The sequence below is a fragment of the Corynebacterium sp. UMB8791 genome (assembly GCF_054166365.1).
The window spans coordinates 30,450-48,711 of the sequence record NZ_JBSZCG010000175.1; the positions used below are offsets into that span (position 1 = coordinate 30,450).

The window sequence follows — 18,262 nt, forward strand, 5'->3', positions numbered from 1 at the left end:
GATTTATAGCTCCTTGTTGTCCGCAGTGGTTGTGGTTGCGCCGGACTCCTGCGAAGACTTGAAGCTCAACGGCTCCAACTCGGTCTCGGCGTTCGGACCGTAGAGCACATCCTTCAGGCGCTTGGAGTCGCCCTCGTGCAGTCCAGGCTGGTCCATGCCCTTACGGACCTGACGCTGAATGAGCCACACCCACAGCACCGCACCGATGCCGTAGAGCACCGTGAACAGCACCATAGAGAGCAGCACCTGCCACGGCTGGTGGTCAGAAACACCGAAGTCCAGCAGCATGTGAATGTTCTGCTCCATACCCGGATGGTCCCCACCCTGGAACGCAGGGTTCGGATGGACGATCCACGGCTGACGGCCCATCTCCGTGAAGATCCAGCCCGAAATGTTCGACAGCCATGGAGCCGGCAGCGCCACCAGGCACAAGGTGCCCAGCCACTTCGCAGTAGGCACGCGCTTGCCGCGGGTTACCCACAGGCCTACCAGCGCCATCACGACGGAAACGACGATGAAGAAGATCATCATGCGGAAGGACCAGTACGTCACGAACAGGTTCGGGGTGTAGTTGCCCGGGCCGTACAGCGACTCGTAGTACTGCTGCAGATCCAGCACGCCCTGCAGCTCAACGCCGGAAAACTTGCCTTGTGCCAGGAACGGAAGCACAAATGGCAGGCCGATCAGCTGGGTTGCGGACTCGCAGTCGTTGTACGTCGAGATAGAAAGCACCGAGAAGTGCGGATCCAGCTCGGTGTGGCACAGTGCCTCTGCCGACGCCATCTTCATCGGCTGCTGCGTAAACATCAGCTTGGCCAGCTCATCACCAGTCAGCGTGATGAGCACCGTCGCAGCGAGGATGACCCACGCACCGAAGCGGGTGCAGGAACGCCACACCGTCGCGGCATCCCCATCCGGATCGCCCTTGCGGGCCTCGCGAATCATCCACCAGCCAGCGACGCCACACACCAACGTGCCCGCGAGCATCCAAGCGCCGAACACCGCGTGCGGGAATGCCCACAGCACCGTTGGGTTCGTCAGCAACGCCTTGAAGGAAACCAGCTCAGCGCGGTTCGTTTCCGGGTTGAACACAGCGCCCACCGGGTGCTGCATGAACGAGTTTGCGGTAATAATCCAGAACGCCGAGATGTTCACGGCGATCGAAACAATCCAGATTGACGCAAGGTGTGCCCACTTCGGCAACCTGCCCCAACCGAAAATCCAGACGCCGAGGAAGACGGATTCAAAGAAGAATGCCGTCAGGCCCTCGAAGGCGAGCGGTGCACCAAACACGTCTCCCACGAACGAGGAGTATTCAGACCAGTTCAAGCCGAACTGGAACTCCTGGACGATGCCGGTGACAACGCCCATTGCGAAGTTAATGAGGAAGATGTTTCCGAAGAAACGGGTCGCGCGGTACCAGCGCTCGTCGCCAGTCTTGTGCCAGATGCTTTGCATGATCGCAACCATCGGCGCGAGTCCCATGGTCAGTGGGACGAAAAGGTAGTGATAGACCGTCGTAATGCCGAACTGCCACCTTGACAGATCGACTAAATCTAGCGGCATTGTGACTCCTTCAACGTAAACAACCAATAAAGGTTATGGTCATATATTTACCGTAGCAGGCGCCGAAAACCCCTAACTTCCAGGGAGTATGACCATATATGGGGGTAGCGTCCTGAAGGGTCATTTCGGGGTGGGTTTACGATTTCGGCCCACCCTTGAGTTGTGCTAAGTTGTTGCGCACGGGCCTTTAGCTCAGTTGGTAGAGCTACGGACTTTTAATCCGCAGGTCGCGGGTTCGATCCCCGCAGGGCCCACATTCAGCGCCACGCGACTTCGGTCGGTGGCGCTTTTTGTTGGATGCAGAGTGGCTTGAGTCGGCGCGCCCCTTGAAAACTTGCTATGTACTGGTGATTTGTGATGTTATTCTGCATCGGCTTATGATGGTCGAGCTGTTAACGCAGCGGGCCCCCATCGTCTAGAGGCCTAGGACTCCGCCCTTTCACGGCGGCAACACGGGTTCGAATCCCGTTGGGGGTACTTCAGCCGCAAGGTTGAAACACAAAAACATATGGCCCTGTGGCGCAGTTGGTTAGCGCGCCGCCCTGTCACGGCGGAGGTCGCGGGTTCAAGTCCCGTCAGGGTCGCCATGTTTGAAGAGTCGGAACGGAAACGTTCCGGCTCTTTTTATTTTGTCCAACCTGCCTACATGAAGAGGTGAAGTGGCGTCGAAAAATATGGTTTGTGCTGGCGATTTGCTTGTGTTCGAGAGCTCTGTGTAAAGTATCAACTCGTGCAAGCGACCGTGTAGCGGCCGTGAGTACGAAACTGAATAAGGCCCTGTGGCGCAGTTGGTTAGCGCGCCGCCCTGTCACGGCGGAGGTCGCGGGTTCAAGTCCCGTCAGGGTCGCGAACAGCACTTGTGTTGTTCTGGCCAGATAGCTCAGTCGGTAGAGCACACGCCTGAAAAGTGTGGGGTCGCCAGTTCGATCCTGGCTCTGGCCACACTCCAACCCCTTCACTGCGGTGGAGGGGTTTTGTGTTTCTGTCCCCGAGGATTGGAGCGTTGATTTGTCGCAGCACGACGCAGTACAGCCCGAGCTGAAGAGGAATGACCAGGAGTCCCGCTACGAGATATTTGTCGACGGGCAATTGGCCGGGTTTGCCACGTACGCTGACGTCGACGGTGCGCGGGAGCTGCCACATACGGTGGTGGACCCGAAGTTCCGCGGCCAGGGCCTCTCGAAGCCGCTGATGCAGTTCGCGCTTGACGACGCCCGCTCCGAGGGTCTCAACGTTATTCCGACGTGCCCCGCTGTGGCGCGCTACATTGCGCAGAACCCGGAGTACGCGGACCTCGTCAAGTAGCGCGGATTAGATGACGTAGCTGCCCGGGTCGAAGTACTTGTCGGGGTCGACGAGGTGCTTTGTTTCGCACTCTTGGCGCTCCCTGACCTTGGCAGGAATGCCGACGGCGATGGAGTTCGCCGGGATCGATTTTGTGACGACGGCATTCGCCCCAACCGCTGTGTTGTCTCCGATTGTGATGGGGCCGAGGACCTTCGCCCCGGCACCGATGGTGACGTTGTTGCCGATGGTGGGGTGGCGCTTCGTCTGTGTAAGCACCTGTCCGCCGAGCGTTACGCCGTGGTAGAGCATGACGCCGTCGCCGATTTCGGTAGTCTCACCGATGACGATGCCCATGCCGTGGTCGATGAAGAAGCGTCGGCCGATGGTGGCGCCGGGGTGAATCTCAATACCGGTGAAGAAGCGGTTGGCCTGGGCGAGCACACGCGCGGGCCCTTTCAGGTTGCGTTGCCACATCCAGTGGCACACGCGGTGAGTCCAAATGGCGTGGAGCCCTGAGTAGACGATGGCGTTCTCGAGGTCGCCTCGCGCCGCCGGGTCGTGGTCCCTCGCGTTGGCAAGGTCCTCGCGGATCATTTGAATCACGCGGATGGCCGTTTTGATCATGTGGCGATCCTATCAACGACCACCCGCGGGGTGGCGTCGTGCCCGTTGTGTCTAGTCGCGGATGTCTTCGTAGAGCACGGTGGAGACGTAGCGCTCGCCGAAGTCCGGAATGATCACGACGATCGTCTTGCCTTCGTTCTCGTCGCGAGCGGCGAGTTCGAGCGCCGCCTTGAGGTTTGCGCCCGCCGAGATGCCGCCGAGGACACCGTCCTTCATCGCAAGTTCGCGTGAGGTGGCGACGGCGTCTTCGTTTGAGACTGTAATAATCTCGTCGATGACGTTGCGGTCGAACGTGCCAGGGATGAAGTTCGCACCGAGGCCCTGAATCTTGTGCGGGCCTGCCTCGCCGGTGGACAGCAGTGGGGAAGCAGCTGGCTCAACTGCGACGGCCTTGACGGATTCCTTCTGCTCTTTGAGGTACTTCGCGGAGCCAGAGATCGTGCCACCTGTGCCGACACCGGCAACCACAATGTCGACCTCCCCATCAGTGTCGTTCCAAATCTCGGGGCCGGTGGTCTCGTAGTGGACCTGCGGGTTGGCTTCATTTTCGAACTGGCTGGCCAGGATTGCGTTTTCCGTCGTCTCGACGATCTCGTTCGCCTTATCGACGGCCCCCTTCATGCCTGCCGCGCCTGGCGTCAATACGATCTCTGCCCCGTACGCGCGAAGGACCACGCGACGCTCCTGCGACATTGTTTCCGGCATGGTCAGGATGACTTTGTAGCCCTTCGCGGCGCCGGTGAGCGCGAGTGCGATGCCGGTGTTGCCCGATGTCGCTTCCACGATGGTGCCGCCTGGCTTCAGTTCGCCGGAGGCTTCCGCCGCGCGGACGATTGCGTCACCAATACGGTCCTTGACGGAATTTGCCGGGTTGTAAAACTCAAGTTTTGCTAGGACGCGTGCCTTGAGCCCGTCAGCGATGCCGTTGAGCTCTACGAGCGGCGTATTGCCGATGAGGTCCAATACTGACTTTGCGATCTTTGCCATGAAAATAACTCCTTTACCTGTATGTTTCGCGTAAGTTGCGTTCTTGTTGCGCGATTATACACTCGCGACATGAACCAGCTAGTCTTTGTCAAATAGACCGATTTGTTCACCTACTTCCGGGGTTGTGTTTCTGTGAATGTGTGGCAAGTGCAAAGTTTGGCTACCCCCGAAAACGCGTTATGATGAAAGGGCTTTGAGTCAAGTTCGACAAGCAGTGTCCCTAAACAGGGGACACTCGAACGGGTGGAAAGCGAGAGATCATTGACCGACGCACAGTGCCTTAAGGAAGACGACGACGCCATCCGGGCAGCGTTGACCACGCTGAAAACCGCAACCGGTATCCCCGTAGCCATGTATGGCACCCTCCTGGCGGATAACCGTTTGCAGATCACGCAATGGATCGGACTACGGACTCCAGCCCTGCAGGAGCTTGTCATTGAGTCAGGTGCCGGTGTAGGTGGAAGGGTCGTCGCTACGCGCCGCGCGGTGGGTATTTCCGACTACACACGCGCGAATGTCATCTCCCACGAGTACGACAAGCAGATTCAAGACGAAGGCCTGCACTCCATCGTTGCAGTCCCGGTAATTACCCAGCGCGAGATCCGTGGCGTCCTTTACGTGGGTGTGCACTCGCCGGTGCGTTTGGGCGACAAGGTGATTGAAGAGGTTGCTATGACGGCTCGCTGTCTCGAGCAGGACCTCGCGGTCAATACCGCCATGAGGCAGGGCGACGGCGCGCGCGCCGGACAGAAGACGGGTCGCGTTATGAACAGTGCTGAGTGGGAGCAGGTTCGCTCCACGCACTCGAAGCTGCGCATGCTAGCAAATCGTGTGGGCGATGAAAATCTTCGCAAGGAAATCGAGCAGCTGTGTGACCAGATGGTTTCCCCGGTGCGCGTGAAGCAGACGACGAAGCTTTCCGCTCGTGAACTCGACGTTCTTTCCTGTGTTGCGCTCGGCCATACCAATGTTGAGGCCGCGGCCGAGATGGGGATCGGTGCCGAGACGGTGAAGTCCTACCTCCGCAGCGTGATGCGCAAGCTTGGGGCACACACCCGCTACGAGGCCGTTAACGCAGCTCGTCGCATCGGGGCGTTGCCGTAACCGTTGTTGGGTACGCTGGGTTCCGTGAAAGAACGATTTTTAGTCTCTGGCGGTACCCGGCTTGAAGGCGTCGTAAAGGTAGACGGCGCCAAGAACAGCGTGTTGAAGCTCATGGCGGCAGCGCTGCTCGCCGAAGGTACAACAACGCTATTTAACTGCCCCGAAATTCTCGACGTCCCCCTCATGCGGGACGTCCTCGTCGGACTCGGCTGCTCCGTAGATATCGACGGCACCGTGGTCACCATCCACACTCCTGCCGAGGTTTCTCCCCACGCCGACTTCGAAGCCGTCCGGCAATTCCGCGCCTCCGTTGCGGTGCTTGGCCCGCTTGTTGCCCGCTGCGGCGAGGCGTATGTTGCCCTTCCTGGTGGTGACGCGATTGGGTCCCGACCTCTAGATATGCACCAGTCTGGCCTTGAGAAGCTCGGGGCGACGACACACATTGAGCACGGAGCCGTTGTTGCCCGCGCCCAGCAGCTGCACGGCGCGGACATCGCGCTCGATTTCCCCTCGGTTGGTGCGACCGAGAACATCATTACCGCGGCAGTACTTGCTGAGGGGCGTACTACTCTCTCCAACGCGGCACGTGAACCGGAGATCGTCGACCTTTGCGACATGCTCCGGGCCATGGGGGCGAAGATCGAGGGTGCGGGAACGTCGACAATTGTTATCGATGGCGTCCAAAAGCTGGAGCCGACGCAACACACCGTGGTTGGCGACCGGATTGTTGCCGGAACCTGGGCTTACGCAGCTGCAATTACTCAGGGCGATATCACGGTATCCGGCATCGCCCCTGGTCACCTGCACCTTCCTTTGCAGAAGATCAAGCTGGCTGGCGCGCAAGTGGAGACTTACGACAACGGTTTCCGCGTACGCATGAACCAGCGTCCAAAGGCTGTCGACTACCAGACGCTGCCGTTCCCCGGCTTCCCGACAGACCTGCAACCGATGGCGATTGCACTTTCCGCGGTAGCCGACGGCGTTTCAGTCATTACGGAGAACGTCTTCGAAGCGCGCTTCCGGTTTGTCGACGAAATGATGCGCCTCGGCGCTGACGCCAACATCGATGGCCACCATGTGGCTCTTCGTGGCGTATCGACGCTCTCCTCCACTGATGTGTGGAGCTCCGACATTCGCGCCGGAGCTGGCCTTGTCCTTGCTGGCCTTGTCGCGGAAGGGCAGACCACGGTGCACGATGTCTACCACATTGACCGTGGTTACCCACGGTTTGTGGAGCAGCTCAATGAACTCGGTGCGAAGGTGCAACGAGTCAACGGTTAGAACGCTTAAAAACCGGTCCCTCCTAGGCGATTTGTGTTGTTTGTTGGTTCGTGGTTAAGTTATCCCTCGTTGCCGACGAGCGGCCTGGTCGCTTGGAGGGAATGATCAAAGTGAATAAAGTTGCTGCTTGTGGGCGGTTTTGAGTCTGGCTGGTTTGGTTGGATTTGACTTTGTGTTTACGGGTGTGTAACTTTGTTTCAGCTGCTTGACGCTGGCTCTGGTTGGGGTTGGTTGTTGGGTGTGCGGTTGTTGTTTGAGAACTCGATAGTGTGCCAATGTACTTTTTATTTTTTTGATTGCATTGACTTTTGATATACTTTCCGGAAACCTACAGGTCAATCCGTGAAAATCCGCGATTCCGGACACACTTTTTGACCCTTAACCCAAGGATGTTGAGCGCATATCGAATAAGCAAATACTCAAAGCCGTATTTGTTTGTGGATGAACAGCTTTCCAAGCTGGAGTCTCACGGCCTGAAAATAGAGGATCATAAACATGCGCGCTCCGTGTTGATGGAGATTGGCTACTTTCGTTTCTCGGGGTATGCATACTTTTTCCGGAATGACAATGAGTTCCAGCCAGGCACTTCGTTTGGTGCTATTGATGCGCTTTATGAATTCGACAAATTGCTGAGAAGAAAGTTCGTCGAAGGGGCAGAACTGATTGAAGTTTGGCTTCGGTCCCAGGTAAGCAACCGGCTTGGCCTCTGCCACCCGTTTGCCCACAGGCTTCCCGAGCATTTGAGGAAGGGCGTATCCATTTGGTCGGCTTCGTCGCAGGTGGTCAAGAGATCAAAACACATCGACTGGGTTGCAGACTATTCTCAGGAAGAGAAGCGCAGCCGCGGAGACTTTCTCGAGCACTTTCGTAAAAAATACGGTCCGCATTTACCAGTCTGGGCTGCAACGGAGATCATGACCTTCGGGACGCTCTGTCGTCTCTTTAGCCTGCTGCATGAGGAAGATTGTTCACTCATTGCAGCCCGTGCCGGAATTGTGGATCGTGCTGGAAAAGGTGATTACGGAACTTTTTCAAGTTGGTTGAATCACTTCCGGTACCTTCGGAATCTGTGCGCGCACTATGGGAGGGTTTGGAACAAAGTGTTCGATGTGACTCTTGGGTCTCCGAAACAGCATCTTGAAGAGCTTTCCAATTTTAGTGATTTGCCGCATAAGCTCTATAAGTCCATTGTTGCGATGAGGTTCCTGCTAGCTCGAATATGCCCGGATTCCACTTGGTCTGATGAGATGCTACACCTCATTACGGAATTTGCTGAGTGCAACGCAATAGCTTTATCCGAGTTGGGCTTTCCCGAGAGTTGGCGACAAGAAAAGGTCTGGCGCACACCGTATCGACCTGACTTAGAAGCTTGCCTCGCTATTGACAGAGTTAATCAGGTCGCTAGTGTTACGCAGGCAAGACTGCTTGGAAGTGTGTTCTCTGATCGTGATGAAAAGGGAAGAAAGGATTTTCTTAAATACCTACGGGGCAAGAATGCCATCTTTGCCCACGAGGTGGGTGGAACGAAATACTATCCAGCTTTTCAATTTAATGAAGATTTGAGTGATATTGATCCGAATGTTGGAGATGTGAATGAAATCCTTCTGAGTGGCGACTCGAACAGAGATCTGCGTATTCAGCGAGCCCAGGAATGGTGGGTCAGTGGAACGATCGATGTTGATGATGGCGTCATGAGCCCAATGCTGGCGATAAAGAAAGACCCTGCGCAAGTGTTCGAAACAGTTAAACTTGTATCCAATACAAACAATGCTTAGATCACTTACGTAAACCGGAGCGTCCTACGCACTGCGGGTTTTGTCGGCAGGACGTTCCAGCGACGCCACGGAGCTGAGGGCAACCGCCTGAAGGTTTACTTCAGTGGGATTCCGTTGGCGTCGGTGTCGTAACCTCCGCCGCCGACGAGGACCATGATCATCTCGATGATGCACCACACCCATAGTGCGAGGAAGATCGGGGTGGAAACGATCCAGCCGACGAACGGGATCAGACTGAAGAGGCTGCCGGTCAGGAAGAGCCCCACTTTGGTGACGCCACGGACGTTCTGCCCAAGGTAGAAGTTGCCGATACCAAACGACCCCAGGAAGAAGAACAACGCCGCTGCGAGGAACTTGTTCTTTTGGGGCACGGCGCGCCCGTAGGCCATCTGCATCTGCTGTATCTGGGACATCTGCTGCATTTGGGGCGTTTGTGCAGGTGCGAACTGTTGCATCTGCGGTTGCCCGTACGGTGAACCCTGCCCGAACTGTCCAGTCTGCCCGAACTGTCCAGTCTGCCCGAATTGCCCAAACTGCCCGGCTTGCCCGTACTGCCCGAACCCCTGGAATTGGCTGGTTGGCTGCGAGATTGGGAGCCCGTCTTTGTCGTACATGGGCTGTTGTTCGTTCATGTGCTTCCTCTTTTTAGGCAGTCGGGAAAGGTTCATCCCGTAGTGTAGTTCATTCGTGTCCATGTGTAACGGTATGATGCGCAGAGTTAGACAGCAGAGTTAGTCAACAGTGATGGGCGTAAGGCGATGCGATGGTGAAGCAGGTTTCGTTGTGGGTGTGGGTGCTTGTTGGTGTGCTCGCGGCCGCGAGTGGGCTCAGTGAGGTCTTCGGTGCTGCTGCGCGCGGTGAGCTGCTGGACGTCGGGGTGTTTCGCGACGCCGGCAACGCCCTGACCAGCGGCGCCGACCTGTATGACGATTTCCCGACGCGCAGCGGGTTCCGCTTCATCTACCCGCCGTTTGCGGCCCTGCTGTTCGTGCCGTTGACGTGGATGCCCGAGCCGGTGATGGACGTGGTGTGGACGTTGGCGACGATGGCGTGCGTGGCGCTCATCTCGTGGTTGGCGCTGCGCCGCCTGGACGTGAAGGTCACACCGCTGGTGTTGGTGGGGGTGATTGCGTGGTCATTGGCGATTGATCCGCTGCAGGCGAATTTCTTCTTCGGCCAGATTAACGTGTTCCTCTTTGCGCTGGTCGTGGTGGATGTGCTGGGCCTGTTGCCGCGGCAGCTGCGCGGCGTCGGCGTGGGCATTGCGGCTGGGATTAAGATCACGCCGGCGGCGTTCGCGATTCTGTTCTTGGTGAAGAAGGATTGGGTGTCGGTGGCGCGTGCTGCGGGGACGTTCGTTGGCACGATTGCGATTGGTGTGCTGATGCGTCCGGCGGAGACCTGGTACTACTTCACCGACGAGTTCTTTAACACCGACCGCGGCGGTAACGCGATGTACCCGCCGAACCAGGCGCTGTCCGGTCTGTTCGCGCGCGCAGGTTTCGACGCCCCGACCGGCGTCATCTTCCTGCTTTTCGCGCTGCTCACGGGGTTGGGGGCGTGGTATTTGCTGCGTCGCGGGCTGGATGTGCACGCGCTGTTTTTCGTCGCGTTGGGCATAAGCGTGGGTGGGCCGTATGCGGTGTCGCACCACTTCTCCTGCGTGATGTTGGCGGTCCCGCTGATTTTTGCGGCGGTGCCGTCGGTGTGGAAGTTCGCGCACGTGCTCTACGTCGCGGTGTTGTTTGTGCCGTCGTATCAGCTGTACCCGGAGGTTGATGCCTACAGCTTCTCGACGCCCCTTTGGTACATGGGCAACTTGATCGGGTTGGCCTCGTTGGCGATGTGGGTAGCACTGCTTCTGGAGCGGTGGTTCCCGGCTGAGAGCAAACTTATTGCGCACTAAAACGTTCCGACATATAGTGGAACGTAATACCAACCACAGGGTTGTTACCTGCCGGGTTCGGCGGGGCAAGACCTGGGACGTTTTCGCGTCCCGGGTCTTTTTTCATCCCTGGATCTATGAAGAAAAGGAGTGAACATGGCAACCAAGCAGGCCGGCTTGCAGGAGCAGGCGGCGGATATCCTTGCGGGGATTGGCGGTGCGGACAACATTGCGTCCTTTACGCACTGCGCGACCCGTTTGCGTTTCGAGCTCAACGACGCCTCCCTGGCTGACAAGGAGCGTCTTGAGGCGAACCCGAAGGTGATGGGTGCGGTGCCGCAGGGTGGGTCGCACTACCAGGTGATTGTTGGCGGGGACGTCGCGACGGTGTACAACGCGATGAACAACCTGCCTGAGATGCAGTCGCGTGGCAGCCAAAGCAACGATGACGTGAAGGCGGCCCAGCGCGCGAAGGCGCAGGGCAAGGTGCCGTGGATGGACGCGTTCTTCGAGTACCTCTCGGATTCCTTTAGGCCGATTCTGGGTGTGTTGCTTGGGGCGTCGTTAATTATTGCGTTTGCTGCGGTGATGGACGCGCTGGGCTTTGTTGACTTCCATGCGGAGGTCAAGACGCCGGGCTGGCAGTTCGTCGACGCGATGTGGCGCTCGGTGTTCTACTTCCTGCCAGTGATGGTGGCGTACAACGCAGGCAAGAAGCTCAACATTGAGCCGTGGGTGCCTGCCGCCGTCATCCTGGCGCTGTTCACCCCCGAGTTCATGGGGCTGGCGGACCACCCGGATGCCGTGACTGAGGTCAACGACCTGCTCGGCACCGAGGTCAGCCGCGTGACGGTGATGGGCTTGCCGATGTTGCTGCCTGGCTACGAAGGCAACGTGTTCGTGCCGCTGATCATGGCGGTCGTGGCGGCCCTGGTGTACAAGGGTTTCCAGAAGATTATTCCGTCCGCGGTCCACATGGTGTTCGTGCCGTTCCTCACCCTCTTGGTGATGATCCCAGTCACCGCGATCGTGATTGGGCCGCTCGGCTACGCGCTCGGCGCATGGATTGGTGTTGGCCTTGCGTGGCTGAACGGCAACGCACCGTTCGTGTTCGCCATCCTGATCCCGATGCTGTACCCGTTCCTGGTTCCGCTCGGCCTGCACTGGCCACTCAACGCCCTGATGCTGGTCAACATTCAGACCCTGGGCTACGACTTCATCCAGGGCCCAATGGGTGCTTGGAACTTCGCCTGCTTCGGTGCAACCGCTGCTGTGTTCGCGCTCTCGCTGCGCGATAAGGATCCAGTCATGCGCCAGACCTCCGGGTCGGCGCTGGCAGCTGGTCTGTTCGGTGGTATTTCGGAGCCGTCCCTCTACGGTATTCACCTGCGCTACAAGAGGATCTACCCGCGGATGCTGGTGGGCTGCTTCACCGGTGGTCTGACCATCGCGATTCTGGGCACCCCGTTCGGCGGCGTGCAGACCAACGCGTTCGTGTTCACCTCGCTGTTGACCACCGTGGTCTTCAGCCCGATGTGGGTCTACGTCATCGCTATTGCGGTCGCGTTCTTCACCGCGTTCTTCGTCATCTACTTCACCGACTACCGCACGCCGGAAGAGCGTGAAGAGGCTCTGGCTCGCGCACGCGCGGCACAGGAGGAAAAAGAGCAGGAGGAAGCTCCGGCAGTTGCGGCAGCAGCTCCGGCGGCGGCCGCTCCAGCCGTTGCAGCAGAGGCCGACGCGCCTGCAGCTGCGGCGACCCCAGCAGCGGACACCTGCGAGGTCACCGCGCCGATCGCAGGCAAGGTTGTCCCGATGGACCAGATCCAGGACGCCGCGTTCGCATCCGGTGCGCTCGGCCAGGCAATTGGTGTGCTGCCGGAAGGCGGCGTCGAGAAGGTTGTGGCGCCGGTTGCTGGCAAGGTGATCTCTGTTGCGAAGACGGGGCACGCCTACGGCATCAAGACTGACGACGGCGTCGAGGTCCTCGTCCACATCGGCATTGACACCGTCAAGCTGAAGGGCGAAGGCTTCACCCCGCTCGTAGAGAAGAAGCAGCGCGTCGAGATTGGCGACGCCCTCGCGGACGTCGACTTCGGCGCAATCGCAGGTCACGGCGTGGACACTACGGTGATCGTGACCGTGGTCAACTCCAAGTCGCTGGCTGCTGTGGAAGATATCGCCACTGGTGAGGCCGAGGTCGGCCAGCCACTGTTGGGGGTAACCAAGTAGGGTCGAACACATGCAAATACTGCGCATCTTTAACAACAATGTCGTCCTGGCCCGCCGCGGGTCGGAGGATGTTGTGGTGACCGGTCGGGGCATCGCCTTTGGGGCAAAGAAAGGCGACGTCCTCGACGAGTCGAAGGTGCAGCGAGTATTTGTTCCGGCGGATGGTCGGGACCCGGACCACTCCGGCCAAATGATTGCCGGGCTTCCCGCCGAAGATATACACCGTGTGACCGCAGCGTTGGAGGCCGTGGGCGCAAAGCCCAGCATCACGCTGGTCACCGCGGTGACGGACCACATTATTAATGCACTTGAGCGGGCCTCCCGCGGCGAAGAGATCGCCTACCCGTTGCGCGCCGAGGTCCAGCACTTGTACCCAGCAGAGTATGCACAGGGCGAACGCCTGCTGGAGCACATCAACATTCTTTTCGACGCCACCCTGCCCACCACCGAAGCCACCGCGCTTGCGATGCACCTGGTCAACGCCGGTTTCAACACCGGTGACCTGGCGCATACGTACCGGATGACGGGGTTGATTCAGCAGATGATGCAGATCATTGAGGCTGAGTTTGGGGTGGAGTTCGAAGCGGCGTCGATAAATGTGGCCCGGTTTATTACACACATTCGTTATTTGTTTGTTCGCCTTGAGCAGGGGAAACAACTCGAGCGCGGAAATTCTCCGTTGGCGCGTGAGTTGACGCGCAGTTACCCGCGGGAAGTTGAGTGCGCCCGAAAAGTGGCTGCTGTAGTGGAGCTTCGCTTCGATACGGAGTTGACAGAAGATGAAATTGCGTACCTTGCTCTGCACGTTGCGCGCCTCAGCGCGTACCATCAAATGTAATACCATTAGCTTGATTGCTGAAAGGACACACTCATGACTGACCGCACCGTCTTGTATGGGATCGGGGTTTCCTCAGGTACTGCCTCTGGCCCGGTCGCAGTTGTTACACCCGCCGTTGGTATCGACGAGCACGAACAACCATGCACCGACCCAGACGCTGACGGCGAGCGCGTCGTCGCGGTCCTGGAAGAAGTCTCCGCGTCCTTGACGGCGCGCGCAGAGCACGCAAACTCCGAAACATCCAAGGCTGTCCTTGAGGCAACCGCCGCCTTGGCGAAGGACCGCGGCCTGGTGCGCGGCATTAAGAAGGAACTGAAGAAGGGGACCGGCGTGACCAAGGCGGTCCACGACGCGGTGGAGGCGTACGCGGCGAAGTTCCGCAAGCTCGGCGGCTACATGGCTGAGCGCGTCACCGACCTCTACGACATCCGCGACCGCGCCACCGCGCGCCTGCGCGGGCTGCCGGAGCCGGGCGTTCCAGCGCTGACCGAGCCGTCCGTGCTCGTCGCGAACGACCTTGCACCGGCTGAGACCGCGACGTTGGATCCAGCGTTGGTCGTCGGCATCGTGACGGAGGCCGGTGGCGCGACATCGCATACGGCGATCCTCGCCGCGCAGCTCGGCATCCCCGCAGCGGTGCAGGTCAAAGGCATTAGCGAAGCGCTTGTCGACGCCCCAGCGATCGCCCTCGACGGCGGCGTCGGCGAAGTGATCGTCGCCCCGAACGAGTCGGACGTCGCCGAACTCGAAGAGCGCTCCCGCCGCCGCGCCGCTGCCCTGGCAGGCTCCTCCGGCGAGGGTGCCACCCGCGACGGCTACCGCGTGAAGCTGCTGGCCAACATCGGCACCGCGGACGACGCCGCAAAGGCCTCCGGCTACGACCTGGAAGGTTCCGGCCTGTTCCGCACCGAGTTCCTCTTCCTGGACCGCGACTCTGCCCCGAGCGTCGAGGAGCAGACCGAGACGTACACCAAGGTGCTGCGCGCATTCGGTGACCGCCGCGTCGTCGTGCGCACCCTGGACGCAGGCGCCGACAAGCCGCTGTCCTTCGCCGACCTCGGCGAGGAAGAGAACCCGGCACTGGGCCGTCGCGGCCTGCGCCTGTCCATGGCCCGCGAAGACCTCCTCGACGACCAGCTCAAGGCGCTGGCCGCAGCACACAAGGCTGTCCCGGAGGCTGAACTGTGGGTCATGGCCCCAATGGTGGCCACGGTGGAGGAGACCCGCTGGTTCACCGAGCGTGCACGCGCCCACGGCCTGCCGAAGGTCGGCGTGATGGTGGAGACCCCCGCGGCCGCTATCCGCTCCTCCCACATCCTGGACATCGCGGACTTCGCATCCATCGGCACCAATGACCTGTCGCAGTACACCATGGCCGCCGACCGCATGCAGGGCGAGCTCGCAGAGCTGCTCACCCCGTGGCAGCCGGCAACGCTGGCCATGATCCGCGAGACCTGCCGCGGTGGCGAAGCCACCGGCAAGTCCATCGGCGTGTGCGGCGAGGCAGGCGGCGACCCGCTCATGGCGCTCGTCCTCGTCGGCCTGGGCGTGAGCTCCCTGTCCATGGCGCCGGGCAAGGTCAACGCGGTGCGCGCCGCGCTACGCCTGCACGACCGCGACACCTGCCGCCAGATGGCAAACTTTGCCGTCGACGCCCCGACCGCGAAGGAAGCACGCGAGAACGTGCTCAAGATCGCGGATCCGGTGCTGCGCGACCTGCTCTAAACTGGCCGGTTGGGGCCGGAGGAGGCGTCGAAAAGCCTCTGTTCGCTACGAGCGAACACCCGACCTGAGCTGGTGTAATGGCCCCTGAAGCCATGAAGTGACGCCCTCGGCGGGACGATGTGTCCGCCGGGGGCGTTATGGTTGGTGACAACTCTTTAAAAACCGTTATTAGTAAGGGGTCAGCCAGTTGTTTGAGAGGTTTACCGATAGGGCCCGCCGCGTCATCGTCTTAGCTCAGGAGGAGGCGCGCGAGCTGAACCATAACTTCATGGGTACCGAGCACATCCTGCTCGGGCTTATTAAAGAAGGCGAAGGCGTCGCAGCAAAGGCGCTCGAGTCCATGGGTATCAATCTTGACGACGTCCGCTCCGAAGTCATCGAGATCATCGGACACGGCACGCAGCCAGTCACTGACCAGATCCCATTTACCCCACGCGCCAAGAAGGTACTGGAGCTCTCCCTGCGCGAAGGCCTGCAGATGGGGCACAAGTACATCGGCACCGAGTTCCTGCTGCTCGGCCTCATCCGGGAGGGTGATGGCGTCGCAGCCCAGGTGCTGATTAAGCTCGGCGCCGACCTGCCACGCGTGCGCCAGCAGGTCATCCAGCTGCTCTCCGGCTACGAGGGCGGCGAAGCACAGAACCCGGAGACCCCGCAGGGCGGCGGTCCGGGCTTCGCGGGCGCCGGCCAGGGCCCAGGCATCATGGGTGGGCCGCGCCCGGGCCAGCAGGGCGAGCGTTCCAACTCGCTCGTGCTCGACCAGTTCGGCCGCAACCTCACCGCAGCAGCCCGCGAGGGCAAGCTCGACCCGGTGGTCGGACGCGACAAGGAAATCGAGCGCATTATGCAGGTGCTCTCGCGCCGCACCAAGAACAACCCGGTGCTGATTGGTGAGCCGGGCGTCGGCAAGACTGCCGTCGTGGAGGGCCTCGCGCTCGACATTGCGAACGGCAACGTCCCCGAAACGCTCAAGGACAAGCAGGTCTACTCCCTCGACCTTGGCTCCCTGGTTGCAGGCTCGCGCTACCGCGGTGACTTCGAGGAGCGTCTGAAGAAGGTGCTCAAGGAGATCAACCAGCGCGGCGACATCATCCTGTTTATCGACGAGATCCACACCCTCGTCGGCGCCGGCGCTGCCGAAGGCGCCATCGACGCTGCTTCGCTGCTCAAGCCGAAGCTGGCACGCGGCGAACTCCAGACCATCGGCGCGACCACGCTCGACGAGTACCGCAAGCACATCGAGAAGGACGCCGCCCTCGAGCGCCGCTTCCAGCCCGTCCAGGTCGACGAGCCCTCCGTCGAGGACACCGTCACCATCCTGCGTGGCCTGCGCGACCGCTACGAGGCACACCACCGCGTCTCCTACACCGACGACGCCCTCAAGGCCGCCGCCACCCTCGCGGACCGCTACATCAACGACCGCTTCCTGCCGGACAAGGCCGTCGACCTCCTCGACGAGGCCGGTGCCCGCATGCGCATCAAGCGCATGACCGCGCCTTCCGAGCTGCGCGAAGTCGACGATCGCATCGCCGACGTCCGTCGCGAGAAGGAAGCCGCTATCGACGCCCAGGACTTCGAGAAGGCAGCGGGCCTGCGCGACACCGAACGCAAGCTCGGCGAGGAGCGCAAGGAAAAGGAAAAGAAGTGGCGCTCCGACGACCTCGAGGAAATCGCCGAGGTTGGCGAAGGCCAGATCGCCGACGTGCTCGCGCACTGGACCGGCATCCCAGTCTTCAAACTCACCGAGTCCGAGTCCTCGCGCCTGCTCAACATGGAGTCCGAGCTGCACAAGCGCATCATCGGCCAGGACGAAGCCGTCCGCGCGCTGTCGCGCTCCATCCGACGCACCCGCGCCGGCCTCAAGGACCCGAAGCGTCCATCCGGCTCCTTCATCTTCGCCGGCCCATCCGGCGTTGGTAAGACGGAGCTGTCCAAGGCACTTGCCGAGTTCCTCTTCGGCGACGAGGACTCCCTCATCCAGGTCGACATGGGCGAGTTCCACGACCGCTTCACCGCTTCCCGCCTCTTTGGTGCCCCTCCGGGATACGTCGGCTACGAGGAGGGCGGCCAGCTTACCGAGAAGGTCCGCCGCAAGCCGTTCTCCGTGGTGCTCTTCGACGAGATCGAGAAGGCGCACAAGGAGATCTACAACACGCTGCTCCAGGTGCTCGAGGAAGGCCACGTCACTGACGGCCAGGGCCGCATGGTGGACTTCAAGAACACCGTGCTCATCTTCACCTCCAACCTGGGTACTGGCGACATCTCCAAGCCAGTCGGCCTCGGCTTCACCGGCAACACCGCCACCGACGCCGACGCCCAGTACGAGCGCATGAAGAACAAGGTCCACGACGAGCTGAAGAAGCACTTCCGTCCAGAGTTCCTCAACCGCATCGACGAAATCGTGGTCTTCCGCCAGCTGACCCAGGAAGAAATCGTACAGATGGTGGACCTGCTCATCAGCCGCGTGGACACCAACCTGGCCGCGCAGGACATGGGCATCGAGCTCACCGAGAAGGCCAAGAACCTCCTGGCCATCCGCGGCTTCGACCCAGTGCTCGGTGCGCGCCCGCTGCGTCGCACCATCCAGCGCGAGATCGAGGACCTGCTTTCGGAGAAGATCCTGTTCGGCGAGATCGGCGCCGGCGAGATCATCACCGTCGACGTCGAAGGCTGGGACGGCGACATCGAAGCCGCCCGCAACACCCGCGGCAAGGCAGCGCCGGACGCGACCTTTACGTTCACCCCACGCCCACGCCCGTTGCCAGCGGAGACGTTCGGCGAGGATGCTGCGTCCGAGGAGCCTGAAGAGAAAGCCGTGCGTGACATCGCCCCTTCCGATGGCACCCCGGAGACCGAGGCCTCCCAGTTCCCGGACGAGCGCGCAGAGTCTGGTCCTGAGCCTGACTCCGACTCCGATTCCGACGGTCGGGGACCTGAACCGGTCTAATCAGTAGGTTG

General features: G+C 60.3%; 13 protein-coding genes and 5 tRNA genes. 14 read left to right on the plus strand and 4 right to left on the minus strand.

Annotated elements, in window-relative coordinates; translation table 11 throughout:
- Nucleotides 1-3: 3 nt before the first annotated feature.
- A complete protein-coding gene (locus ACXIUA_RS11435; RefSeq protein ID WP_284805435.1) occupies nucleotides 4-1,566 on the minus strand; it encodes a cytochrome ubiquinol oxidase subunit I in 1,563 nt (520 codons plus the stop codon).
- Nucleotides 1,567-1,747: 181 nt separating this feature from the next.
- Here ACXIUA_RS11435 and ACXIUA_RS11440 point away from each other — a divergent pair.
- The 6 genes from ACXIUA_RS11440 to ACXIUA_RS11465 all read left to right on the plus strand — a co-directional run bounded on the left by ACXIUA_RS11440 (nucleotide 1,748) and on the right by ACXIUA_RS11465 (nucleotide 2,871).
- A tRNA-Lys gene (locus ACXIUA_RS11440) sits at nucleotides 1,748-1,820 on the plus strand.
- Nucleotides 1,821-1,970: 150 nt separating this feature from the next.
- Nucleotides 1,971-2,043 (plus strand) — tRNA-Glu (locus tag ACXIUA_RS11445).
- A 33-nt stretch (nucleotides 2,044-2,076) separates the two neighbouring features.
- Nucleotides 2,077-2,153, plus strand: a tRNA-Asp gene (locus tag ACXIUA_RS11450).
- Between the two features lie 186 nt (nucleotides 2,154-2,339).
- Nucleotides 2,340-2,413, plus strand: a tRNA-Asp gene (locus ACXIUA_RS11455).
- Between the two features lie 22 nt (nucleotides 2,414-2,435).
- Nucleotides 2,436-2,508 (plus strand) — tRNA-Phe (locus tag ACXIUA_RS11460).
- A gap of 66 nt (nucleotides 2,509-2,574) precedes the next feature.
- Nucleotides 2,575-2,871 carry a GNAT family N-acetyltransferase gene (locus tag ACXIUA_RS11465; protein WP_070361958.1) on the plus strand — a complete coding sequence of 99 codons (297 nt, stop codon included), beginning with the start codon at nucleotides 2,575-2,577 and terminating at the stop codon, nucleotides 2,869-2,871.
- Between the two features lie 6 nt (nucleotides 2,872-2,877).
- On the opposite strand, the gene epsC is transcribed toward ACXIUA_RS11465, so the two are convergent.
- On the minus strand, nucleotides 2,878-3,477 hold the full coding sequence (gene epsC, locus ACXIUA_RS11470; RefSeq protein WP_070478055.1) for a serine O-acetyltransferase EpsC: 600 nt from the start codon (nucleotides 3,475-3,477) through the stop codon (nucleotides 2,878-2,880).
- Between the two features lie 51 nt (nucleotides 3,478-3,528).
- Nucleotides 3,529-4,464 carry a cysteine synthase A gene (gene cysK / locus ACXIUA_RS11475; RefSeq protein ID WP_457976899.1) on the minus strand — a complete coding sequence of 312 codons (936 nt, stop codon included), beginning with the start codon at nucleotides 4,462-4,464 and terminating at the stop codon, nucleotides 3,529-3,531.
- Nucleotides 4,465-4,725: 261 nt separating this feature from the next.
- Here cysK and ramA point away from each other — a divergent pair, with 261 nt between their 5' ends.
- The 3 genes from ramA (at nucleotide 4,726) to ACXIUA_RS11490 (ending at nucleotide 8,624) form a co-directional block, all read left to right on the plus strand.
- Complete coding sequence (ramA, locus tag ACXIUA_RS11480) at nucleotides 4,726-5,568, plus strand: acetate metabolism transcriptional regulator RamA (protein ID WP_457976900.1); 843 nt, start codon at nucleotides 4,726-4,728, stop codon at nucleotides 5,566-5,568.
- Nucleotides 5,569-5,592: 24 nt separating this feature from the next.
- Nucleotides 5,593-6,849: a UDP-N-acetylglucosamine 1-carboxyvinyltransferase gene (gene murA / locus ACXIUA_RS11485; RefSeq protein ID WP_457976901.1), complete on the plus strand. Its 1,257-nt coding sequence runs from the start codon at nucleotides 5,593-5,595 to the stop codon at nucleotides 6,847-6,849.
- Between the two features lie 437 nt (nucleotides 6,850-7,286).
- Nucleotides 7,287-8,624, plus strand: a complete 1,338-nt coding sequence (locus tag ACXIUA_RS11490; protein WP_457976903.1) for an Abi family protein — start codon at nucleotides 7,287-7,289, stop codon at nucleotides 8,622-8,624.
- A 95-nt stretch (nucleotides 8,625-8,719) separates the two neighbouring features.
- Here ACXIUA_RS11490 and ACXIUA_RS11495 read toward each other — a convergent pair whose 3' ends face one another.
- Nucleotides 8,720-9,256 carry an NINE protein gene (locus ACXIUA_RS11495; RefSeq protein WP_457976904.1) on the minus strand — a complete coding sequence of 179 codons (537 nt, stop codon included), beginning with the start codon at nucleotides 9,254-9,256 and terminating at the stop codon, nucleotides 8,720-8,722.
- Nucleotides 9,257-9,387: 131 nt separating this feature from the next.
- Between ACXIUA_RS11495 and ACXIUA_RS11500 the strand changes: the two genes are divergently transcribed.
- The 5 genes from ACXIUA_RS11500 to ACXIUA_RS11520 all read left to right on the plus strand — a co-directional run bounded on the left by ACXIUA_RS11500 (nucleotide 9,388) and on the right by ACXIUA_RS11520 (nucleotide 18,251).
- On the plus strand, nucleotides 9,388-10,530 hold the full coding sequence (locus ACXIUA_RS11500; protein ID WP_457976905.1) for a glycosyltransferase 87 family protein: 1,143 nt from the start codon (nucleotides 9,388-9,390) through the stop codon (nucleotides 10,528-10,530).
- Nucleotides 10,531-10,665: 135 nt separating this feature from the next.
- Nucleotides 10,666-12,741 (plus strand): glucose PTS transporter subunit IIA, encoded by a 2,076-nt coding sequence (locus tag ACXIUA_RS11505; RefSeq protein WP_457976906.1) that lies wholly within the window; start codon nucleotides 10,666-10,668, stop codon nucleotides 12,739-12,741.
- A gap of 10 nt (nucleotides 12,742-12,751) precedes the next feature.
- Nucleotides 12,752-13,579: a PRD domain-containing protein gene (locus tag ACXIUA_RS11510; protein ID WP_070361906.1), complete on the plus strand. Its 828-nt coding sequence runs from the start codon at nucleotides 12,752-12,754 to the stop codon at nucleotides 13,577-13,579.
- 33 nt (nucleotides 13,580-13,612) lie between these two features.
- Entirely contained in the window at nucleotides 13,613-15,304 is a 1,692-nt protein-coding gene (gene ptsP / locus ACXIUA_RS11515; protein ID WP_070361907.1) for a phosphoenolpyruvate--protein phosphotransferase, read from the plus strand.
- A 187-nt stretch (nucleotides 15,305-15,491) separates the two neighbouring features.
- Entirely contained in the window at nucleotides 15,492-18,251 is a 2,760-nt protein-coding gene (locus ACXIUA_RS11520) for an ATP-dependent Clp protease ATP-binding subunit (RefSeq protein WP_457976907.1), read from the plus strand.
- Nucleotides 18,252-18,262: the final 11 nt, after the last annotated feature.